This is a genomic window from Leptothoe sp. EHU-05/26/07-4, from assembly GCF_043421015.1.
GTDB lineage: Bacteria > Cyanobacteriota > Cyanobacteriia > Phormidesmidales > Phormidesmidaceae > Leptothoe > Leptothoe turfae.
Window position 1 is genome coordinate 85,086 of the sequence record NZ_JAXSQV010000003.1, and the last position, 19,079, is coordinate 104,164.

A 19,079-nucleotide genomic window follows, 5' to 3' on the forward strand; every position below is an offset into this window, starting at 1 on the left:
GCTGGGGTAGATGTCACTGAGTAAAACGGAATGGGTTCACCCTATATTATTTACTAATGGGCTATACATGCTCATTAGTATCATTGAAATCGTCGCCGTATTTGTTTCTAAGGCTGAGTCAAACATAGCCCCACCTAGCCCAAAATATTAGCGGTCGATCCATAGGCTGGATCGCGATCGCCCATCACCTTAATCTAAATAGCATCTTCTGCTTGCCCTCAGCTCCCTCATTGATTATCCAACCCTCTGCATCTTCAAAGCACGGATCTTTACCCCATCGAGCCCCAGCAGCTGCTGATCATTCGTAATCAGCACCGCATCTGCCACCAGAGCACTAGCCACCACAATGGCATCGGGTGTCTTTAGGCGGTGCTGTCGTCGGAGTACGATGGTCTGCTGACTTACAGCTTGGTCAAGGGAAATGCGTGCCAGTGTCTGCAAATGTTGCTGTATCAATTTCTCGTCGGCATCGCTTAAGCCCGAAAACGACAGCAGTTCTATCTCAGTAATAACCGAAAATCCCAGACGTCCTTGGGGAATTACTTCATCCAACTGATTGTTGAACAACAAGATAAAAATATTGGTGTCTAGAACATAATCAGGCATCATCCCAAGCAGCCCTCACCTGTTGTTGCCAGTCCACCGCATTCAGACTTCTAAAAGACTGTACCTGACCTGCTAATGCATTAAGCCTGTGCACCACCTGCGGCTCGACTGGAGTCGGATTCATGACTACCACCACCTGATAGTTCCCCACAGCCACATCCTCCGGCAGCTCGATCATCAACTGCCGATTTGCTGGCACCGTCACCTCAACCTGAAACGTTTTCATAGTGGATTCCCTACTTGTTTTATTCATTCTCAATACCCAGTGTAGTTAGAAAAGGATTCCATAATCAGCACCGCATCTGTCACCAGAGTAGTGGCTCGCCACAATGGCATCCGATGTTTTAAGGCGATGCTGTCGTCGAAGTGGGATGGTCTGCTAATTAACAGCTTGGTCAAGGGGAAACGGATTGGGATTAGCAAGTGATTCTTTAGTGTATCAGCACACCTCAAACGTCAACCCAGCCGCTTTCACCAAACGGTCGATCAAAACTTCACCAAACATCGACGCCGGTGTCCAAAATCCCCCTGCTTTAACAGACGGTGGAAAATCCTCCGCCAAACATAGCCCTGCCTGGCCCAAAATCTTAGCTGTGGACCCATAGCCCGGATCGCGATCGCCCGTCACCTTAATCTGAATAGTCTGTCCCTCAGCAGTTGTCCCCCAGAATCGCAAATCATAAAACCCTTGCTCCTGGGCTGCCTGACTTGGTCCTTCCCCTGGTTTAGGAATCAGCATAGTCTCCAATAACCAGCGCGTCGGTGAGAATGCCATGGCCGCCGCCACACCGACTAAACTAACACTAAGCCCCTGAGCCACCAGCCAGCCTGTGGCACTAGGCCCGGTCAATACCGCCTCGTCATACTGAAACTGTTTACCGTAGGCATAATCCAGCAGGGCATTCGACCGCAGCACGATGCGGGTATCAATGGCCGCCATCACAAATGGAGACACCCACCCTTGAAAATCCGGATCGTACTGTACCGGAACCAGGATCGGGGGAGGCTCCGACAGCTGGCTACTATCTGGGCAAAGCGAATAGGGGTTATCCAACTCCTGGCGTAGGGCAGCATTGGTACTGGTCTCTTTCGCCAAATTAATGCCGCTGGCAGCAGTCCCCCCCGAGATGCCGCCTCGGGCTGCTATAAGGCGCATTTTGATGCGATCGCAAACTCTCCCAAACCGTTGTTTTGCCTGCTGCTGCAGATAATACACACCTAAATCAGACGGAATCGAGTCAAACCCACAGCAGTGAACAATCCGCGCCCCGGATTGCTCAGCAGTAGCACTGTACCGCTGAATCATCCGACGAATCCACTGGGGCTCTCCGGTCAGATCACAATAGTCAGTGCCAGTCTCCGCACACACCTTAACTAGCGGTTCCCCATACAGGGCATAAGGACCAACGGTGGAGATAACAACCTGGGTTTGGTCGCACATATGCCGCAGGCTGGCCTCATCGGAGACATCTGCAATGATTTGGGGTAAGCCGTTGGCTTCTAGATCAGACACCAGGGCATTTAATTTAGCCTGGGAACGACCTGCGATCGCCCACTTAACAGAACCATGTACCCCAACCTGCTTTAACAAATACTGGCAGAGGATACGGCCAACAAATCCGGTTGCACCAAAAACAACTAAATTGTATTGGGGAGTTTGATAAGCCATGAAAATTTCCCTATTGCTCTAGTTGATGGAGGCTAACAACCTTTTAGAGATTGGCTAATTGTATACGCTATAATTGTTTATAGGTGGCTCTGGTGCTTGCTTTAGGTGGAGAATCCTGCGAGCTATTTCTGCATCTTTGTACCGCATGGTTGGAAAATCATGACTTAATTTGTGTTGGACCTTTGCCCTAATCAGCGCCTCTATAATCCTGCAATTGTTCTACCAGGTGCAAAAAACCTTGGGATATGCTTTCTGAATGGATAGTTTGTTCTGATGATATGTCCAGGTCTTGGGCCGTAATCAGGGTACTGTTGGCGAGCACCTGGGTCATCTCTTGTGCAGCATTGTAGGGCACCATGGCATCATGCTCCGCATGCCATAGCGTCACCGGTTGTTGAATGGCTGAGATATCAAATCCCCAAGGGCGAATCTGCAGCTGACTTTCTCGGGCCATGCCGATATGGTGGTTGGCGCGAGCATCTTTCAATATGTTGAGCATATAGGAGGGATGATCAGATTGCTGCTCAGAAAAAGCCTCTAGCCACGTTGCATAGTCATCCTGAATCTCGGCAATGGGGCTGACTAAGAAACGGTTATAGGTGGCTTGATCGTCATGGGAATAGTGACGAATAACAGTTTCTAAAAAGACAGCAGGCACACCATCTAATACCCAAACATGGGTAATGATGTCAGGAAACGCAAAGGCCGTTGCATAGGCATAAACCGCCCCAGCGGAACAGCCGATGGCAATGGCAGATTGAATATTCAAAGCATGGATGAGTTGAGCAAAGATAATATTCCAGTCGGCAACACATTCTATGGAAAAAATAGACGAGTCTCCATAGCCCGGTCGTTCTAGTACGATGCAGCGTACACCTGCTTGTTCGATGGCCTGTATCCATTCATCGCCGAGCCACGAGCTGCCGAGCAGACCATGGAATAGGAGTAGAGTGTGTTGTCCTTGTCCGTATACTTGATAGGCAATTTTGCCGTCCTTAAGGACAATAAATTGTTTTGACATTTTGCAATATTTGCATAGCTTGACTCTCCGTCTATTCTAGTTAAGAATAATTCCCAATTGTTAGCTAACTACTTCTCCTGGAAGGACGGCCAGTGCACCCATGACTAACCTGAGAGCAGTCCCATGCCCCTCGATCACGCTCGGACCATTACTCAAGTCGAATATGATGCCATTTGGCAAGAAGCCAGTGAGTGTGGTGAGGTGGCCTGGAAATGGAACGGGATTGAATGCTGGCAGTCTATTCCCCAGCGATTGGGAAAAGGTGAGAAACGAGTTATTAGGCTACAGCCAGGGCTGACGCTCTATATTTACACCAGCTGGTATGTGCGATCGCTACAGTTAAACTATCACTCCACTACCAAAGACAAGCTGCTGTCCAATTTTTATTTGCTGGGGGGGCACCGCACCATTAACCCTGGTATTCAGCTCGAAGATGATCGTGAGGAAACTGCGGGTGAAACCTGTCTGTGCCATATTGCTGAGGCGCAATCGATTGAATACTACCCGGCTGAACAACCCCACAAAAATCTCGGCATTGCCATTGATTTTGAACGACTGCGCTCATTTGGGTTTGCCCAGGAAGATGCGCCGCCCCCATTGCGACAGCTGGCCCAGGGGAAAGCCGTGGATAGTTTTCATCAATCGTTGAATCACACCACTCCGATGATGCAACAGATTCTCCAGCTGCTGCTGGACTGTCCCTATCGCGGGGCCGTAAAACGTATGTATTTAGAAAGCAAGGTGTTGGAGCTTTTGGCACTGCAGTTTCATCACCTGAGCAAGGTACAGCGGTCAGATTTGGTGTCTCCTAAATTACGGTCAGGTGATATTGAACGGTTGCAGCTAGCGCGAGACATTCTGAGACAAAAATTTAACGACCCACCCTCTCTGCTGGAGCTGGCCAGGCAGGTGGGGCTAAATGACTATAAGCTCAAGCGAGGCTTTCGTCAGGTGTTTGATACAACGGTGTTTGGGTATGTGCATGCCTGTCGGATGGAGCAGGCTCAGCATCTACTGTGCGATCGCGGCTTGAGAATTGCGGATGTCGCCGAACGGGTGGGCTATGCCAGTCCTAGCCGATTTTGCCATGCCTTCAAGCGACATACAGACCTGACTCCCAGCGATTATCGCCGTCAGTTTAAGGCGTGACGAAAAAAATCCTGATCGGACAGAAAAAAAATCCGTTTGCGGCAACCTTAAATTTATCAAATCCCGTATCGTCAAGTTTATTAGGAATCTTTCTTGATTGACTTTAGATGCGTGAGTGTGAGGCTATGGGTAAGCAGGATATGGGGTATCGGATCGTGTCGCTCTTGGCATCAAGTTTGGCACTGTTGGGCCAATCAGCCTGGGCTGAGGAGACTGTCCGACCCAATCATCTATCAGGTCCTTCCATAGTCCAAGGAGAACACTCCCTGGCTCAGGCATTTGTCCAGGTGATTGACGTCCAGGTAAACCCCACAGAGTTAGGGGTGGATGTGGATACTGACCGCGATAGCTATGTCCTAAACAACAGTGTAGTGGGGCGTTTTAACACAGGCTCCATTGACCATCAGCTGCTGGTGGGGGTGGAACTGGCCAGGGAAAATTTAACGGATCGATTGGTGGCTAATTTTCTAGACCCGATTGATATTTTTAATCCGGTGTACAGCCCTGATAACGTTGGCTTTGAGGTGCTTCGGCAAGATGTTTTTAGTCGCACCGATTCGTTGGGGATCTACGCTCAAGATCAGATTTCGTTTACGGATAATCTGATCTTGGTGCTGGGGGGGCGATTTGATATTGCCGGGGTGACCAATGATGATGCGATCGCACAAACCGACGAGTTTCAACAAGATGAAGCCTTTAGCCCCCGCGTGGGTTTAGTGTATCAACCCAGCGAGGATGTCTCTCTCTATGGCAGCTATGCCCGCTCCTTTACTCCCCAGGCTGGACAAACCTTTACCAGAGACTCCTTTCGACCGGAGCGCGGCACCCAATATGAGCTGGGTATTAAGGCAAATTTGTTGCAAGATAAGCTATTTGCAAATCTTGCCTTCTTTGACCTGACCCGCACCAACGTCCTTACGACCGATCCAGATAATGGGCTGTTTCAAATTCAAACCGGAGAACAACGCAGTCGAGGCATTGAGTTAGATGTGCAAGGTGAAATTTTACCCGGCTGGAATGTGAGTGCTAGCTATGCACTCACGGATGCCGAAATTACGGAAGACGAAGTTTTTGAAGAGGGAGACACGCTCTTTAATGTGCCACGTCATTCAGGGAGTTTATGGACAGTTTATGAGCTACAGCAGGGCTCCCTTGAGGGGTTAGGATTTGGCTTGGGACTGTTCTTCACAGGAGAGCGAGAAGGAGATCTTGACAACACCTTTGAGCTATCGTCCTATGTCCGTTCCGATGCGCTGGTGTATTATCAACGCGATCGCTTTCGAGCCCAAATCAATGTGGAAAACCTGTTTGATATTGACTTTTTTGAAGCCTCTCGCGGTGGCAATGAGCTAGAGATTGTTCCAGGTCAGCCCTTAACCGTGTCAGCACAGGTGTCATGGCAGTTCTGATGGTGGGTCCTCTGCGCCCATCGCCAACTGTCGGCCAGTTCAGCATGCCACGGGAGAAACCTGTATTCCCCAGGGATCAGAGACAATTCTGGACAACTTTTATCACATCTTTATAACTACCTGCTCTCTGTTTCTCTACGCGAGCCCCAAATTTTGACCCAGCTGCGTCAGGAGACCGCCCAACATCCCGTAAGTAGTATACAAATCTCACCGTATCAGGGCCAATTTATGGCCCTACTGCTGCGGCTAATGGGGGCTAAAAAAGTGTTGGAGATTGGCACGTTTACTGGCTATAGCGCCCTGTGGATGGCGCTGGCGTTGCCTTCAGATGGCACCCTCACCGCCTGCGATGTGAGTGAAGAGTATACAGAAATCGCCCGCCGCTACTGGCAAGCCGCTGGCGTCGCTGACAAAATTAATCTGCACTTGGCACATGCCATTGAGACCTTAAATCACTTAATCTTCACAGGACAGTCAGGCACCTTTGACTTTGTCTTTATCGATGCCGATAAGAGCAACTATATCCACTATTACGAAAAGTCTTTAGAATTACTCAGACCCGGTGGACTGATCGCCATCGACAATGTTCTGTGGTCTGGAGCTGTAGCCGATCCAGATATTATCGATCCTGATACACAAGCACTACGAGACTTGAATCAGACCCTCCACCAGGATGAACGCATTGAGCTAAGCATGTTACCCATCGCCGACGGGTTGACCTTAGCAATGAAGCGTCTCTAAAACTCTTAGTCTCTAAAACTCTTATCTAGCGCTGAAGCTATAATTTTGAAAAACGGTCTGCAGAGTTGGGGTAAACAAAACCTTTGAAAATTACATTAACGGGGGTGCGATCGCACATTCCTTCATGGCCACTGCGAGAAATTCTGCCCTGTCTTAAACAGACTAGAGTGGGATATTTTATTTGTTCAATTTATCTCATAGCACTCTGGGTTGAAACCTCTATACAGCGATGACAACAAGGGCAACGACACTGGCAAAACCGCCAAGCACACTGGCCTTTCCTGTACCAAAGGTGTATTTAGGGTCGGAGGTATGGTTTCGGGCATATTGATAGGCAAAAATCGTGATGCCAAAGGCGGCGACATGGGTTGCCATGTGCCAACCATCAGCTAGCAAAGCCATTGACCCAAAAATTGTTCCAGCCACAATCTCAGCCACCATGGTGACGGCTGTAAACAGCATGACTATCTTGGTATTTTTTTCTGCACGACCCTGATCGTTAGAAAAGTCGTGAGAATGTTGCCACTGGTCAAGAATATGTATATGCATGGAATTGATAATGATTGGAAAACCGGCATCTTCAGCAATGCCGGTAACGCAAGAAGAATCTAGTTCCGATTTTGAGGGTACGTTGACTTTGCCTGAACGGTTTAGCAAGGAACAGTTTTGCAATGAAAATTTACGCGAGGGGCTAGTTCTGCTGATTAATCAGCAACTGTTAAATGAGAACTTAGCCATATCAGCGACGGACGTCTCTGCTAAAATAGCCATGGGACATCCGCTGGATTAAGGACAAGATGCGAGCGTAGGGTTTGAACATGGGTGGGGAAATTAAAAAAGAAACGGCACCAAGCGCTTCGTCCGTTGTCGATAGGCCTGATATTGTTCTCCAAATTGCTCTAGCATCATATTCTCTTCATTACCTACCCGGAAAAAGTACAGGGTACCGAAGGTGATCACCCCTGAGAGACCGACAATCCAGTTGGTTAACAACAGTGCTTGGGCAATAACCCATAGCCAAATTGCTGTATACATCGGATGACGGATATTCTGATAAATACCTTTGGTAATTAACGTATGGTCTTCTCGGACCTGTAACGTGGGCGACCAATTTTTTCCTAGGTCATGGTGAGACCGCCAGAATAGGTAGAGCGCGATCGCAAATGTCACAATTCCTAAAACATTCGCCCCAACCGGCAGTGAATAATTAGCAAAATTGAACAACGGCGTAAAAATATAAATCAAGGGCAAAACACACATCCCCAGCAGAACAAATGCTAATAAGCCATTCTCTAGAGGCGTCTTACGATTATCGATTATGGTATTGCTCTTAATTTCTCGCTGATAGGGTTTGCGGATAACCCCTGTGAGTCCAAAGAATACTAAGAAGATGATTTTGAGAGTGAGGGTGTCCATGATTGACCTCTTACTTGCCAATTTTGAGCTGAGCAAAATTCGTAATCTAGCAATTAAGAATCTTTCGCAATAACTTTCCACTATCATAGCGAAGGCCCACAGGAATGACACCCCCTCAACCTTTTGTAATGTTCTCCCTTTCGCTATCTCTTCCCCAAAACTGCGTCCTCACCTGCCCCCCCCATAAAAGGAGGTTCGATCGCAGACAATTAACTAACATGCAAACTGACATATTATCTCAATAACTTAAGATTATTGAGATTAACTATCAATAATTTCCCCTGGGTCTACTCCGATGCCAAGATCGGGTAAAACTCTTTACTATTGAGCTTGTACGGGTTCAGCATAGTGAACATCCCTATGACAGACGAGTTAATTGCGATCGCGACCAAAATCCAACAAGATCGCTATCCAGATGCAGACGTTATCTTCTTAGCAGGTTCTGTCATTCGTGGTGAAGGTACCGCTACTTCAGATCTTGATCTTGTTGTTGTCTTTCAACAACTGCCTGCGGCATATCGAGAATCTTTTCAGTTTGAAGGCTGGCCCGTCGAAGCATTTGTCCATGATCCTGAAACGCTGAGGTACTTTTTCTTTGAGGTCGATAGCCCCACAGGGATACCTTCTTTGTCCGCTATGGTGAGTGAAGGAATCGAGATACCCCAGCCGAGCGAGCTATCCAGAGAGCTGAAGCAGCTAGCGGACGATATTTTAGATGACGGTCCACCGGTCTGGGACAAAGACGCCATCGATAGGTCACGCTATGCCATTACAGAGCTGATCGATGATATTCGAGCACCGCGCTCAAGGGCAGAACTGATAGCTTCTGGTACTCAGCTATATGATGCGGTGGCAAATCATTATCTGCGTAGTCGGAATCTCTGGTCTGCCACAGGCAAGACAATTCCCAAACGATTGCAGCAAGTTTCCCCTCAGTTTGCTGCTCAGTTTGAAGACAGCTTTGCAGCTCTATTTGCCCATGGAGAGACTGATCAGCTTATAGGGGTAGTAGAGAATATGCTAATGCCAGAGGGTGGTTGGTTATTTGAGGGGTATAAACTTGTTGCCCCTGTTTCCTGGAAAAAACCTATCTAACCCCTATCTAAACAGGTTATTGGCTCTAAACCATAGGGTACACCGTCATCAAAATCAGCTAGCTACCCTGACAATCTCCAACAAGCAACCCATAAGGCAAGATAGAAAAGCAAACATAACTTGAAACCACGGTCACGATGAGCCTACCGCCCCTGATTCCGCGCGCCACTCTGTTTGGAAACCCCCAGCGCACCAGTCCACGCCTGTCCCCGGATGGCAAATACCTGGCGTATATTGCGCCGGATGCCAATAACGTTCTACAAGTGTGGCTACAGGAACCAGGCGGCGATGATCGTCAGCTCACCCAGGATAAAAAACGCGGTATTCGGTCATATTTTTGGACATACCAGGAAAATCAGTTAATTTATCTGCAAGATGCCGATGGTGATGAAAACTTCCATCTTTATTTGGTGGATGTCACCACTAGCATGGTCCGTGACCTCACCCCCTTCCAGGGCGTTAAAGCTAACCCTATCGAACTAGATCCTGACTTTCCCGACCGAGCTCTAGTCAGCCTTAACCTGAAGGATCGTCAGAAGTTCGACGTTTACAGCATCAATCTCACCACGGGTGCAGTGGAGTTTGACACCGATAATCCTGGCAATATCGTAAGCTGGACCGCCGACCATCAGTTCCAGATCCGTGCAGCCACGGCAGCCACCCCCGATGGCGGCTCCGAACTGCTTTATCGCGCTACTGCCGATGATGCCTGGGAGAGTTTGCGCCGCTGGGGACCAGATGACGAGGGCGGTGCCGTTGGATTCTCTAAAGATGGCAACACTCTTTACGTTGTGGGCACCCACGATGCCAATGCCCAACGCTTTATTGCCCTCGATCTAGCGGCTCGTACTGAAACTGTGATTGCCGCAGACCCCCAGTACGACATTAGTAATATCGTCACCCACCCCACTGAGCACACCATCCAGGCCGTTTCTGTCTATAAAGCCAAGGAAGAATGGACGGTACTTGACGAGGCTATTCGAGGAGATTTTGAGGCCTTGGCCCAGGTGCGTCCCGGTCAGTTTGTCATTAGCTCACGCACTACAGCCGATGATATATGGCTGGTGGCTTATCTCACTGACGATGGTCCAGTATACTACTATCGCTATGATCGTAATCGTAAAGACGCCACCTACCTATTTAGTAACCAGCCCAAACTAGAAGATCTGGCCCTGGCGTCGATGGAACCCATCGAATACCAGGCTCGCGACGGTCTCACCATCCACGGCTATTTGACCTTGCCGGTGGGCATCGAAGCTAAAAATCTACCCACGGTGCTGTTTGTCCATGGCGGTCCTTGGGTGCGGGATATGTGGGGCCTAAACCCGCCTGTACAGTGGTTGGCAAATCGAGGCTACGCTGTCCTACAGGTGAACTTCCGAGGGTCCAATGGCTATGGCAAAGACTTTCTTAACGCGGGCAATCGCCAGTGGGGCAAAACCATGCACGACGATCTGATTGATGCCGTAGATTGGCTTTGTAACCAGGGCATTGCCGACCGTACTAAAGTGGCGATTATGGGCGGTTCCTACGGTGGCTATGCCACCCTGGCGGGGTTAACCTTTACCCCAGATGTGTTTGCCTGCGGTGTAGATATTGTCGGCCCATCCAATTTGATCACCCTAATTCGCAGCGTGCCCCCCTATTGGCAACCGATGATGGCCATGTTTGCCCATCGTGTGGGCGATATTGAAACCGAAGAAGAGATGCTCAAAGAGCGATCTCCCTTGTTTTTTGTGGACCGCATCGAGAAGCCTTTGCTCATTGGTCAGGGTGCTAACGACCCTCGCGTTAAAGAAGCGGAAAGTGAACAGATTGTTGAGGCCATGCATAGGGCTGGCAAGCCGGTTGAATACGTCCTGTATACCGACGAAGGTCACGGGTTTGCGCGCCCAGAAAACCGCTTGCACTTCTATGGCATCGTGGAGGCGTTTCTGGCGAAATATATCGGTGGTCGTGCCGAACCTGCCGCTGAAGTTGAGGGACACTGCGGCGTGGTGAAATAGCGGGCTAGGGAGATCGGTGCCAGGGAGACTCGGAGAATGTCAGCAATGATTATCTGTATGTCTCCCCAGCACTTTTATCCTTTATCCCTTCACTGACCTTATCCCAAGGCTTAAGCTTGACAGACCACGAGGTTAGCAGACCATTTAGGGCAGTTCTGGTCTTATGCTAAGGGCAATGACCAAGAAAGTGGCTGTTTAACGGCTTGGGCTTCAGCGGATGGGGATATGATTATGATTTTGCATCATAATCTAAATTTATTCTCCGTTCCGTTGCAAGCCCTTGTTAGGCAACCTATTCAGCAAACATTTCAGCCAAGATATCAAGAAGCATTTTTTGCTCATCTTGACTGATTCGGTCAAGCTTTTTGACCAATCGATTTTTATCTACTGTACGGATTTGATCCAAAACAATTTGTCCATTTTTGCCCTGAAATTGACAGACAAGACGAGTGGGATATTGCTTACCTTTTGTAGTCATTGGCGCAATGATAACCGTAGCGATATAACGGTTCATCTCATCCGGTGAGATAACAACACAGGGTCGCGTTTTCTGAATTTCACTACCAACAGTGGGGTCTAGGTTGACCAGAAAAACATCGAAACGTTTGACTACCATTCCCATTCAGATTGATCCCAATCAGTAGTGCTGACATCATCTAGAAGTGCATCATCTTGATTCTTAGCCATTGCTGCAAAAGCCTCATCCCATCCGGCACGCCAACAGTGTGCTGTGCGAATAGTCAGACAATCACCCTGTACTTCAATCTCAACGTCTTCATGAATACCGCTTTGCTCTAAGAGAAGCTTAGGAATGCGAACGCCTTGAGAGTTACCAATTTTGACGATCCGAGTTCTGATAACTGTGCCCATAGTTTAGATACTTGCGAACACGAACATGTAATTACATCGTAATCACATGTCAAAGGACTGTCAAGCAGTGCGAAATTGACCTCGTCTGCCTCAGGGCGTATTTATGTGGCGTTTGTTTACGCCAGAGTTGACAAACCGAGTTTCCCCGCAACGTCTTTATTCGTTACAGGGTAAGCAAACTCAGTGGGCGTGAACAGCCGATCGTAATCGCGGGACTTCGCATGTGAACGTTGTTCGGCAACAAAGCCAGAAATATCTTGAATATCAAGTATCCATTCGCGAGCGTATTTTGCAATCACATCACCGCGTAAGCCTAATTGAATTGCGCGACGTTCAACCTTTTCGCCTTTGGGATCGTGATCGGGGTCCCATTGCAATCGGACATCAGATTCATCGACGGCCTTTTTCCATTCTTTGCGTGTGCCGTAAACATCGGGTTTGAATGATGAATGAACTGCCAGCGATAGGATTTGATCAAATGCGGATCGTTGCAGCCGAATTGCGAGCACGACTTCTTGGCCCTCTTTGGTGGCCCACCCGCAACGATACATCATCCATAGGAAGTTGGGTTTGATCCACGACATGCGCGTGAGTTTGAACGGGCCGCCAAAGTAACCGTTTTCGGCAGCGAAGTTACCGATAGCGGGGCCGTATGCTTGATAGACGACAATCGACTCGGCATCGAATTGGGCGAGGATCACGCGTCCGTCTTGCGGCCAGCGTATGACTTGTTGCGAGTATGGTTCAGTATCAAGCGTCATCTTCAGTGCGGTGTAGGGTGAGCACATAACGATTGAGATTAGCATCTGGTAAAGGGCTAAAAGGTAATTTCTGTATTATTAGTCCGCTGCATCGATTTGTTATACATCTCAAGTTAGCTGTTGATCGGGCCTAGTGTATCGCCCTGATTCCGCCTCAGCATCAAGAATCGCTCGGAGAGCTTCGACAAACTCCCTCTTGCAAGCTGGATCGGTACTACCTCCGTCATCTAATAAACTCATGTCACCGAGTTCGTCAGCTTTCCAGCTCACAAGTTGCATCCACGTAGTGTAGGCGAAGTATGCCATCAGTACAGCAGACTGAGACGTGGCTCTCCTCATCTTTCACGCTCAGAATATCGAGGTCACAAGCCCCCAATTGAGTGAGATCTTTGACAAGTTCTGAGTTCTCGAAGGGAGTGAATTCCACGTCGCTACAACTGTGAAGGTGTACCCAGAGAAAGATGTAGAGGCTACAGTTGCAACGCGCCGTGACGGTTTGGATAGCTCACGCATCGCTGGGTTAGGCAGGAACAGGTAGGGACACCTATATCACCTCATGGCTTTGCTATTCTGTCAATGCTTAAGTTCTAAGATAGACTAGAATTCATCGTCACAATCAAAATATTAATGGCACTTAGCAACATTCTCATTGTGGAAGATAGCCAGGGGATACGGGAAATTGTCCTCGATAGCTCTGTCTATTCATTAGGACGTGATGCGAAGTGTAATATCCGTCTGGCTTCAAAGTTTGTTTCTAGGCATCACGCTACCCTAGTGCAACTACCAAGAGATGACGAAACTTACTACTATCAAATTGTTGATGGCAATTTAAAAGGTAAACCTAGCGCAAACGGCTTGCTTATCAATGGCAGAAAGTTAATGGCTTATGATTTAAAAAATGAGGACGAAATTGTCTTTGGTACACAAGCTCGAGCCATTTACTATCAACTAGAGCGCGATACTACGTCACCAGACGAATTTGGTCCAAACCCGAATGGATCTAGAGATCCCCGCCCCCCCTACCCATTTACCCCTAACCTAGGCGCTGAAGCCATCCCTGATAATGGGCAAGGTACTATTCCATAAGCTTATTTTATCAGAAAGCTAAGTGCTGTTAGCGAAGGGTAACGCACCAACTCAAAAGACTATGCCAGATTCTTGGAGATGGTGTGATGCATCACACCATCTCCAGGCTGAGACTTTACTTTACCAACCAACCAGCCGCCTAACGTTGCCCATCATCCGCCGCAGATAACTTCTGCATCATACCGATCCACTTTCGGCGGTCGGTATACATGGGCGTTGTTAGCTTGATTTATGAAAGAACCTATCTATAAACTCATCAAACTGCACCCTGAAAGAAGACCCTCTAATACTACAGAGCTTCGAGCAATTCTGATATTGAAACGATCTTTAGCCCAAAAGCTTGCTTAAGACTAGCCAAATTTTCTTCATGGAAAACCGATTTTTTGCCAGCACCTTTACCTCTATCTTCTGTGCAAAAATATTCATTTGAATAGCCAAAATGCATAGAGATTGAGTCGCCATCAACCCATTCAGCTATTGCATCACAAAATGCTTTGGATTTCCCTGGAGGTACTTTTGATAAACAATCGATGACTGATAAGCCTACTAGATTATACTCATTCTTCAAGATTTCATACTGTGCCCGACCCCAATCATGACTGACAATATAATCGCTGCATTTAGCTACTCTCTCACAGTAATTCCAAAAGCTGCCCTCACTAAAGACTGTGTACATGCTATCTGGGATATCCGGACACATTACAGTTCCAAGATTAGTCATTCTGAGAACTTTGAATCCTAATCTTTGGGCTTCAGCCAACTTGCGCTGAAGTATTGGGTGCATTCCTGGATGCTTAGATGTATCTGGAGATATTGAGAACACTCCAGAATATTGGTTATTTTCAAACCTTCCAGACATCTCCATTTGGGGAATGTAAGACTCCCAAAAGTCTGGACGATCTTTCCTACTAATGGATTCAAGACTTAGAGCAATTTCACAAATAAAAGATTCAACATCTTTATTTTCTATCCTGCGACATAATTCTCGATATTCATTACGAGCATCGACCTTAATCATGCCTCCATTCCCTGGGTCAGCCGCATCCACATGGGCAGTTGGGTATCGCCACCGTCCTCAATGCGTTCCAGGGCTGTTGCCATCTCCACCCGCACATCAAATTCAGATTCTTGACCCACGGCCTGGCGCAGGGGTTCAATCACCGTTTGATCGCCCAGCTCGGTCATAAATCGAGCCGCCCGCCAACGGACTAATTTAGACTCATCGGTCAGCACCTCAGCCATCGTCGCCAGGGCACTGGCATCGCCAATATCACTCAGGGCATCCCCGGCGATTCGACGGACCATGGCTGACGGATCCTGCCGCACCACACGGCACAGGGGGGCAACCGCAATCTCTAGAGTACTGGCCCCCAACAGGGCCGCTGCCCAACGGCGAATAGCGCTTTTCTCATCATCGAGTACTGCTACTACGGCGGCAAAGTTATCGGTGGTCACATCAAGCTGCTGTAGTGCCTTTAACCGCTTTTTCCAGTCAGGATCGTTCAACTCAGCCACAAGCATCTGTTGCTGAGCTGCGTGGTCAGGGGACTGAGCTATGGCGCTAACGGCGGCGGCTTCAATCCGGGCCAGTTCTTCAGGGTCAAATAAACTATCGATTTCACCGGCCACCAGCTGAGCCACTTGCTCAGGCTCACCGGCTGGGGCCTGATAGGGGTCCCAGCGTCGTTCCATTACATAGTCAGCGCCCGTTTCACTGATGGCCCTTTGGAGTGACCGACTAAAGCGGTCGGGTAATGCAACTCGGGCCTGTTGTCCATCTGTTGCGGTGGCCTTGACCTGTATCGGAATGCCGCGAAACATCTGGACTGCCACTTCAAGCATGCCTAAATTTGAGCTGGTGGCCTTAGTGGCAACTGGCTGTGTTGGTTCAGCCACCTGGGTCAGGAGCTTCGCATCCGCATTGTCGGCTATACCAATCGCCTTAGCCGCTTTTGCCAAAATGGATTGCCAGTCTGAGCTGCCTTGGCGGGTAAGGGTGATAAAGTCCTGGACTGCAAAGACAGACTTCACTCCCTCAATGGTGAGCAGTTGTTGAATGACTGCAGGGGTATCGGGTACGGTGCTGCCCTTGTCTAGGGTTAGGGCTTTGGGGCTAATGGTCCCATCCAGGTTGAGCTTGATGCAGTTGGGGCTGGGGGTGGTTTCGATGGAGAGCAGTTGCATGGTCTTAATGGTACTGGGCTCAGTTAACCATATTAAATATATCGATGGAGACCATGGGGTTGCTAGCCTAGATCATCAGCGAGATAGTGCATGGCTAAGGGGACTGCACAAACATAAAGACCCAGGGTGGGGCTGTAGATGGGTGGATAAGTGATGGGGTAATGGTGTTTCCAGATGGCTCTATTTATAACGCTTGAATCTCTTTTTTTATAGCTGTTAAGAATGTTGGCACTATCTCATGGACCCATTGGGGTTCGCGGTGTCGGATCATCAACCAAAACAAGTTTTTAACATCCCAGAATGTGGCATCTAGAAGACCGGGTTCTTTGCGATCGCGCTTAAAATGCCAGTGTACAGAATTGGGATATTTCTTACGTGAGTAACCGCCCACATGGGAGATGTACATGCCCACAGTCTCTGCCGCTTTTTCTAAAACCCCATGCATTTCATCCGTAGAGATACCCTCCGGTAGCTCTACGTAATAGTCATCTGATTTTTTACGCTTCATGCTGAAACCTCGTTCCCTTAATCCTAGCTACAACGCACTGAGCTACTGACTGACCCGAAACACATGACCATCGGGATGTCTTAGGTGACATTCCCTGGCTTTCCAAGGCATATCTTCGGGAGGAAAAACAACCTCAATCCCGTTCTCAAGAGCAAGGGCATAAACCTGATCCACATTCTCCACCCAAATGGACATCCAGGCCCCCTTGTCTTGGGTTTCATCACCACCAGGGCCGAATGTACTTGAGTTGTTGCCCTTACCACGGCCACCCTGACCATCCTGACATAGAAAAATCTCACATTCTCCAGAACCCACGGCTCCATATCCAGGGGGATCGCCCCAATCCCAGAGCTTCTGCCAACCTAATTTCTCGAACCATTCCAAACTTTCCTGTAGACTCGAAACATTCAGAATCGGGGTGATTACTTTAGCTTTCATATCCTCAGTTTCTATGATTTTAAGTTGGTGCTAAGCGATCGGCACTAATCGACATGACAAAGAACGATAGTTAGCCCAGCCCATGATTCAACACCCAGTGGCTCATTAAAAACCGAACATCTAGATCGTAGTATAGTAAATTTGTACTGTGGCAACCTGCTTTACATAACTTATATGGGATTAGCAAGCCGATTACCTTAATGGTGTGCAGGCATGACAAGCCCATAGGGCAATCCCTGAGTAACAGAGCAACATTAGTATTGTGAGACCGAGACCTTACGTCCAATGGGAATACACAGAGGTGTGCCCGCTACCGGATCGCTGACAATTTGACAATCGAGACCAAACACATCTCTCACCAATGTTTCGGTCATCACCTGGTGAGGCTTTCCTTGGGCACATACCTGGCCAGCTTTGATGGCGATGATGTGATCGCCATAGCGACAGGCCTGATTGAGTTCATGCAACACCATAACAATGGTGCGCCCCTCTCGCTGGTTGAGGTCATAGAGCAAATCCAACACCTCAATCTGATGGGCTAAGTCGAGAAAGGTGGTGGGTTCATCCAACAGTAAAATCTGGGTGTTTTGCGCTAAGGTCATGGCAATCCAGGCACGCTGGCGCTGTCCTCCAGAAAGACTGTCCACGGGTCTTTCTGCAAATTCTTGGAGTTCTGTCATTGCCAAGGCGGCTTCGACTTCTTTTTCATCGTCTTGGCTCCACTGCTGTAGCCAGCTCTGGTAGGGGTAGCGCCCCTGGGCTACAAGCTCTCGCACCGTCAATCCTTCCGGCGCAGTAGGCCCCTGGGGCAATAGTCCTAACTGTTTTGCTACATCTTTAGTAGGCAGTTTGAAAATGGAAGTGCTATCTAGATAGACAATGCCCTGCTGTGGTTTGAGCAGTCGCCCCAACCCTTTAAGTAACGTGGATTTGCCACAGCCATTGGGTCCCACGAGAACCGTAATTTTGCTTGAGGGAATGGCCAGATCCAGCCCCTCAATAATGGGGTTGCCATCATAGGCCAGGGTCAGTTTACGGGTGGTGAGAGCGGGATCTGTCATTTGCGATCGCGAATCAATAAATACAGAAAATAAGGCGCACCAATCACAGCGGTGATGATGCCACAGGGTAATTCAATGGGAGCAAATAACAGCCGACCCATCAGGTCAGCCACCACCACCACCATTCCCCCGGTCAGCGCTGCCGTTGGCAACAGTCCCTCATGGGAAGGCCCCACCAGCTGACGAGCGATGTGGGGAGCCATTAAACCAATAAAACCAATACTCCCTGCCGTGGCCACCGCCGCCCCAGCCAAGGCTACCGAACTCAGCAACAACCAGCCACGCTGCCATTCCAACCGGCTGCCCAGACCACGAGCTACATCATCCCCCATTTGTAGAGCATTCAGCTCTCGGCTCAGCACCAGCGACAACAAGCCAAAAACAATTAGCCAGGGCGTAAAGGCAAACACCTGGGCCCAGCTGCGACCGTAAACACTGCCTGCCAACCACACCAGCGCCTGACTAACATCGTAAATATTACCAAAGGTAACCATGAGATTCGTTAAGGCACCCGCCACTAAGCTAAAGCCCACACCCACTAAAATTAGCCTGACTGGAGAAGCCCCTCCATTCCAGGCCAGCAGGTATATTAAGACAGCGACTGCGAGGGCCCCCATAAAAGCAGCCAGGGGGAGTACGGCTATCGGTACCCAAGGGAAAACAACAATTAGACTGACCGCAGCCAGAGTGGCCCCGGCATTCACACCGATAATGCCAGGGGCGGCCAGGGGATTCCGGGTAATCCCCTGGGTTAGGGTACCTGCCATGCCTAGGGCCATACCCACCCCCCAGGCCACTAAGGTTCTTGGCAAACGCAGTGTATTGACAATAAACCCGTAGTCTGGGTTATCCGTTGGTAAACCCAACACCGTGCGGATCACATCTAGCGGGGGCACTGGATATTCGCCTTGACCGACGCTCCATACCATGGCCAACAGAGTCACTAGCATCAGACCCAACAAAATTTTGGGGACTCGCCGATCCAGGCGTGCAGACACAAACCCTGTGCGTAGTATTAGCCACTGTAGATGGTCTTGGGACTGCCTTGTTTTTTGCATA

At 48.9% G+C, this 19,079-nt stretch carries 22 protein-coding genes and 1 pseudogene; 7 read left to right on the forward strand and 16 right to left on the reverse strand.

Annotation, left to right across the window (positions count from 1 at the left end; all coding sequences use genetic code 11):
* Positions 1-234: 234 nt before the first annotated feature.
* The 4 genes from U2F10_RS08255 to U2F10_RS08270 form a co-directional block, all read right to left on the reverse strand.
* Positions 235-609, reverse strand: coding sequence for a type II toxin-antitoxin system VapC family toxin (locus U2F10_RS08255; protein WP_499871673.1), 375 nt, complete (start codon positions 607-609; stop codon positions 235-237).
* Positions 599-832: a hypothetical protein gene (locus U2F10_RS08260; protein WP_499871675.1), complete on the reverse strand. Its 234-nt coding sequence runs from the start codon at positions 830-832 to the stop codon at positions 599-601. The genes U2F10_RS08255 and U2F10_RS08260 overlap by 11 nt, the downstream gene beginning before the upstream one ends.
* 213 nt (positions 833-1,045) lie before the next feature.
* Positions 1,046-2,275, reverse strand: coding sequence for a saccharopine dehydrogenase family protein (locus tag U2F10_RS08265; protein ID WP_499871677.1), 1,230 nt, complete (start codon positions 2,273-2,275; stop codon positions 1,046-1,048).
* A 187-nt stretch (positions 2,276-2,462) separates the two neighbouring features.
* Entirely contained in the window at positions 2,463-3,296 is an 834-nt protein-coding gene (locus U2F10_RS08270) for an alpha/beta fold hydrolase (protein ID WP_499871679.1), read from the reverse strand.
* A gap of 123 nt (positions 3,297-3,419) precedes the next feature.
* Between U2F10_RS08270 and U2F10_RS08275 the strand changes: the two genes are divergently transcribed.
* The 3 genes from U2F10_RS08275 to U2F10_RS08285 all read left to right on the forward strand — a co-directional run bounded on the left by U2F10_RS08275 (position 3,420) and on the right by U2F10_RS08285 (position 6,595).
* Positions 3,420-4,445: a helix-turn-helix transcriptional regulator gene (locus U2F10_RS08275; RefSeq protein WP_499871680.1), complete on the forward strand. Its 1,026-nt coding sequence runs from the start codon at positions 3,420-3,422 to the stop codon at positions 4,443-4,445.
* Between the two features lie 125 nt (positions 4,446-4,570).
* Positions 4,571-5,854, forward strand: a complete 1,284-nt coding sequence (locus U2F10_RS08280; protein ID WP_499871682.1) for a TonB-dependent siderophore receptor — start codon at positions 4,571-4,573, stop codon at positions 5,852-5,854.
* Between the two features lie 75 nt (positions 5,855-5,929).
* Positions 5,930-6,595, forward strand: coding sequence for an O-methyltransferase (locus tag U2F10_RS08285; protein WP_499872340.1), 666 nt, complete (start codon positions 5,930-5,932; stop codon positions 6,593-6,595).
* 225 nt (positions 6,596-6,820) lie between these two features.
* On the opposite strand, the pseudogene U2F10_RS08290 reads toward U2F10_RS08285, so the two are convergent.
* Positions 6,821-7,144, reverse strand: a pseudogene (locus U2F10_RS08290) (cation diffusion facilitator family transporter); the annotation flags it as partial.
* Between the two features lie 10 nt (positions 7,145-7,154).
* Here U2F10_RS08290 and U2F10_RS08295 point away from each other — a divergent pair.
* Positions 7,155-7,385: a hypothetical protein gene (locus U2F10_RS08295; protein WP_499871683.1), complete on the forward strand. Its 231-nt coding sequence runs from the start codon at positions 7,155-7,157 to the stop codon at positions 7,383-7,385.
* A gap of 41 nt (positions 7,386-7,426) precedes the next feature.
* Here U2F10_RS08295 and U2F10_RS08300 read toward each other — a convergent pair whose 3' ends face one another.
* Positions 7,427-8,011 carry a protein-S-isoprenylcysteine O-methyltransferase gene (locus U2F10_RS08300; RefSeq protein WP_250564689.1) on the reverse strand — a complete coding sequence of 195 codons (585 nt, stop codon included), beginning with the start codon at positions 8,009-8,011 and terminating at the stop codon, positions 7,427-7,429.
* A 360-nt stretch (positions 8,012-8,371) separates the two neighbouring features.
* On the opposite strand from U2F10_RS08300, the gene U2F10_RS08305 reads away from it, so the two are divergent.
* Positions 8,372-9,106 carry a nucleotidyltransferase domain-containing protein gene (locus U2F10_RS08305; protein WP_163698894.1) on the forward strand — a complete coding sequence of 245 codons (735 nt, stop codon included), beginning with the start codon at positions 8,372-8,374 and terminating at the stop codon, positions 9,104-9,106.
* 137 nt (positions 9,107-9,243) lie between these two features.
* Complete coding sequence (locus U2F10_RS08310) at positions 9,244-11,112, forward strand: S9 family peptidase (RefSeq protein ID WP_499871685.1); 1,869 nt, start codon at positions 9,244-9,246, stop codon at positions 11,110-11,112.
* A gap of 292 nt (positions 11,113-11,404) precedes the next feature.
* Here U2F10_RS08310 and U2F10_RS08315 read toward each other — a convergent pair whose 3' ends face one another.
* From U2F10_RS08315 to U2F10_RS08330, 4 genes are all read right to left on the reverse strand, one after another.
* On the reverse strand, positions 11,405-11,734 hold the full coding sequence (locus U2F10_RS08315; RefSeq protein WP_499866348.1) for a type II toxin-antitoxin system PemK/MazF family toxin: 330 nt from the start codon (positions 11,732-11,734) through the stop codon (positions 11,405-11,407).
* Entirely contained in the window at positions 11,722-11,982 is a 261-nt protein-coding gene (locus U2F10_RS08320) for an AbrB/MazE/SpoVT family DNA-binding domain-containing protein (RefSeq protein ID WP_163698888.1), read from the reverse strand. The genes U2F10_RS08315 and U2F10_RS08320 overlap by 13 nt, the downstream gene beginning before the upstream one ends.
* Positions 11,983-12,098: 116 nt before the next feature.
* The gene (locus tag U2F10_RS08325; protein ID WP_499866349.1) at positions 12,099-12,743 is read right to left on the reverse strand and encodes a DUF4291 domain-containing protein; all 645 of its coding nucleotides are present in this window, start codon (positions 12,741-12,743) and stop codon (positions 12,099-12,101) included.
* 108 nt (positions 12,744-12,851) lie between these two features.
* Entirely contained in the window at positions 12,852-13,049 is a 198-nt protein-coding gene (locus U2F10_RS08330; protein WP_499871687.1) for a hypothetical protein, read from the reverse strand.
* Positions 13,050-13,370: 321 nt separating this feature from the next.
* On the opposite strand from U2F10_RS08330, the gene U2F10_RS08335 reads away from it, so the two are divergent.
* Positions 13,371-13,829 (forward strand): FHA domain-containing protein, encoded by a 459-nt coding sequence (locus tag U2F10_RS08335; protein WP_499871689.1) that lies wholly within the window; start codon positions 13,371-13,373, stop codon positions 13,827-13,829.
* A 289-nt stretch (positions 13,830-14,118) separates the two neighbouring features.
* Here U2F10_RS08335 and U2F10_RS08340 read toward each other — a convergent pair whose 3' ends face one another.
* The 6 genes from U2F10_RS08340 to U2F10_RS08365 form a co-directional block, all read right to left on the reverse strand.
* Positions 14,119-14,847: a hypothetical protein gene (locus tag U2F10_RS08340; RefSeq protein ID WP_499871691.1), complete on the reverse strand. Its 729-nt coding sequence runs from the start codon at positions 14,845-14,847 to the stop codon at positions 14,119-14,121.
* A complete protein-coding gene (locus tag U2F10_RS08345) occupies positions 14,844-16,013 on the reverse strand; it encodes a virulence factor (RefSeq protein ID WP_499871693.1) in 1,170 nt (389 codons plus the stop codon). Before U2F10_RS08345 ends, U2F10_RS08340 begins: the two co-directional genes overlap by 4 nt.
* Before the next feature lie 184 nt (positions 16,014-16,197).
* Entirely contained in the window at positions 16,198-16,521 is a 324-nt protein-coding gene (locus tag U2F10_RS08350) for a hypothetical protein (protein ID WP_499058727.1), read from the reverse strand.
* 42 nt (positions 16,522-16,563) lie between these two features.
* Positions 16,564-16,959 (reverse strand): bleomycin resistance family protein, encoded by a 396-nt coding sequence (locus tag U2F10_RS08355; RefSeq protein ID WP_163664990.1) that lies wholly within the window; start codon positions 16,957-16,959, stop codon positions 16,564-16,566.
* 254 nt (positions 16,960-17,213) lie between these two features.
* Positions 17,214-18,020: an ABC transporter ATP-binding protein gene (locus tag U2F10_RS08360; RefSeq protein ID WP_163664987.1), complete on the reverse strand. Its 807-nt coding sequence runs from the start codon at positions 18,018-18,020 to the stop codon at positions 17,214-17,216.
* A complete protein-coding gene (locus tag U2F10_RS08365) occupies positions 18,017-19,078 on the reverse strand; it encodes a FecCD family ABC transporter permease (RefSeq protein WP_163664986.1) in 1,062 nt (353 codons plus the stop codon). Before U2F10_RS08365 ends, U2F10_RS08360 begins: the two co-directional genes overlap by 4 nt.
* Position 19,079 lies beyond the last annotated feature (1 nt).

What these genes read in the sequence shown, in the direction of transcription:
- U2F10_RS08255 (WP_499871673.1), bottom strand. Translation starts at nt 609, where the DNA reads ATGATGCCTGATTATGTTCTAGACACCAATATTTTTATCTTGTTGTTC.
- U2F10_RS08260 (WP_499871675.1), bottom strand. Translation starts at nt 832, where the DNA reads ATGAAAACGTTTCAGGTTGAGGTGACGGTGCCAGCAAATCGGCAGTTG.
- U2F10_RS08265 (WP_499871677.1), bottom strand. Translation starts at nt 2,275, where the DNA reads ATGGCTTATCAAACTCCCCAATACAATTTAGTTGTTTTTGGTGCAACC.
- U2F10_RS08270 (WP_499871679.1), bottom strand. Translation starts at nt 3,296, where the DNA reads ATGTCAAAACAATTTATTGTCCTTAAGGACGGCAAAATTGCCTATCAA.
- U2F10_RS08275 (WP_499871680.1), top strand. Translation starts at nt 3,420, where the DNA reads ATGCCCCTCGATCACGCTCGGACCATTACTCAAGTCGAATATGATGCC.
- U2F10_RS08280 (WP_499871682.1), top strand. Translation starts at nt 4,571, where the DNA reads ATGGGTAAGCAGGATATGGGGTATCGGATCGTGTCGCTCTTGGCATCA.
- U2F10_RS08295 (WP_499871683.1), top strand. Translation starts at nt 7,155, where the DNA reads ATGATTGGAAAACCGGCATCTTCAGCAATGCCGGTAACGCAAGAAGAA.
- U2F10_RS08300 (WP_250564689.1), bottom strand. Translation starts at nt 8,011, where the DNA reads ATGGACACCCTCACTCTCAAAATCATCTTCTTAGTATTCTTTGGACTC.
- U2F10_RS08305 (WP_163698894.1), top strand. Translation starts at nt 8,372, where the DNA reads ATGACAGACGAGTTAATTGCGATCGCGACCAAAATCCAACAAGATCGC.
- U2F10_RS08310 (WP_499871685.1), top strand. Translation starts at nt 9,244, where the DNA reads ATGAGCCTACCGCCCCTGATTCCGCGCGCCACTCTGTTTGGAAACCCC.
- U2F10_RS08315 (WP_499866348.1), bottom strand. Translation starts at nt 11,734, where the DNA reads ATGGGAATGGTAGTCAAACGTTTCGATGTTTTTCTGGTCAACCTAGAC.
- U2F10_RS08320 (WP_163698888.1), bottom strand. Translation starts at nt 11,982, where the DNA reads ATGGGCACAGTTATCAGAACTCGGATCGTCAAAATTGGTAACTCTCAA.
- U2F10_RS08325 (WP_499866349.1), bottom strand. Translation starts at nt 12,743, where the DNA reads ATGACGCTTGATACTGAACCATACTCGCAACAAGTCATACGCTGGCCG.
- U2F10_RS08330 (WP_499871687.1), bottom strand. Translation starts at nt 13,049, where the DNA reads ATGGCATACTTCGCCTACACTACGTGGATGCAACTTGTGAGCTGGAAA.
- U2F10_RS08335 (WP_499871689.1), top strand. Translation starts at nt 13,371, where the DNA reads ATGGCACTTAGCAACATTCTCATTGTGGAAGATAGCCAGGGGATACGG.
- U2F10_RS08340 (WP_499871691.1), bottom strand. Translation starts at nt 14,847, where the DNA reads ATGATTAAGGTCGATGCTCGTAATGAATATCGAGAATTATGTCGCAGG.
- U2F10_RS08345 (WP_499871693.1), bottom strand. Translation starts at nt 16,013, where the DNA reads ATGCAACTGCTCTCCATCGAAACCACCCCCAGCCCCAACTGCATCAAG.
- U2F10_RS08350 (WP_499058727.1), bottom strand. Translation starts at nt 16,521, where the DNA reads ATGAAGCGTAAAAAATCAGATGACTATTACGTAGAGCTACCGGAGGGT.
- U2F10_RS08355 (WP_163664990.1), bottom strand. Translation starts at nt 16,959, where the DNA reads ATGAAAGCTAAAGTAATCACCCCGATTCTGAATGTTTCGAGTCTACAG.
- U2F10_RS08360 (WP_163664987.1), bottom strand. Translation starts at nt 18,020, where the DNA reads ATGACAGATCCCGCTCTCACCACCCGTAAACTGACCCTGGCCTATGAT.
- U2F10_RS08365 (WP_163664986.1), bottom strand. Translation starts at nt 19,078, where the DNA reads ATGCAAAAAACAAGGCAGTCCCAAGACCATCTACAGTGGCTAATACTA.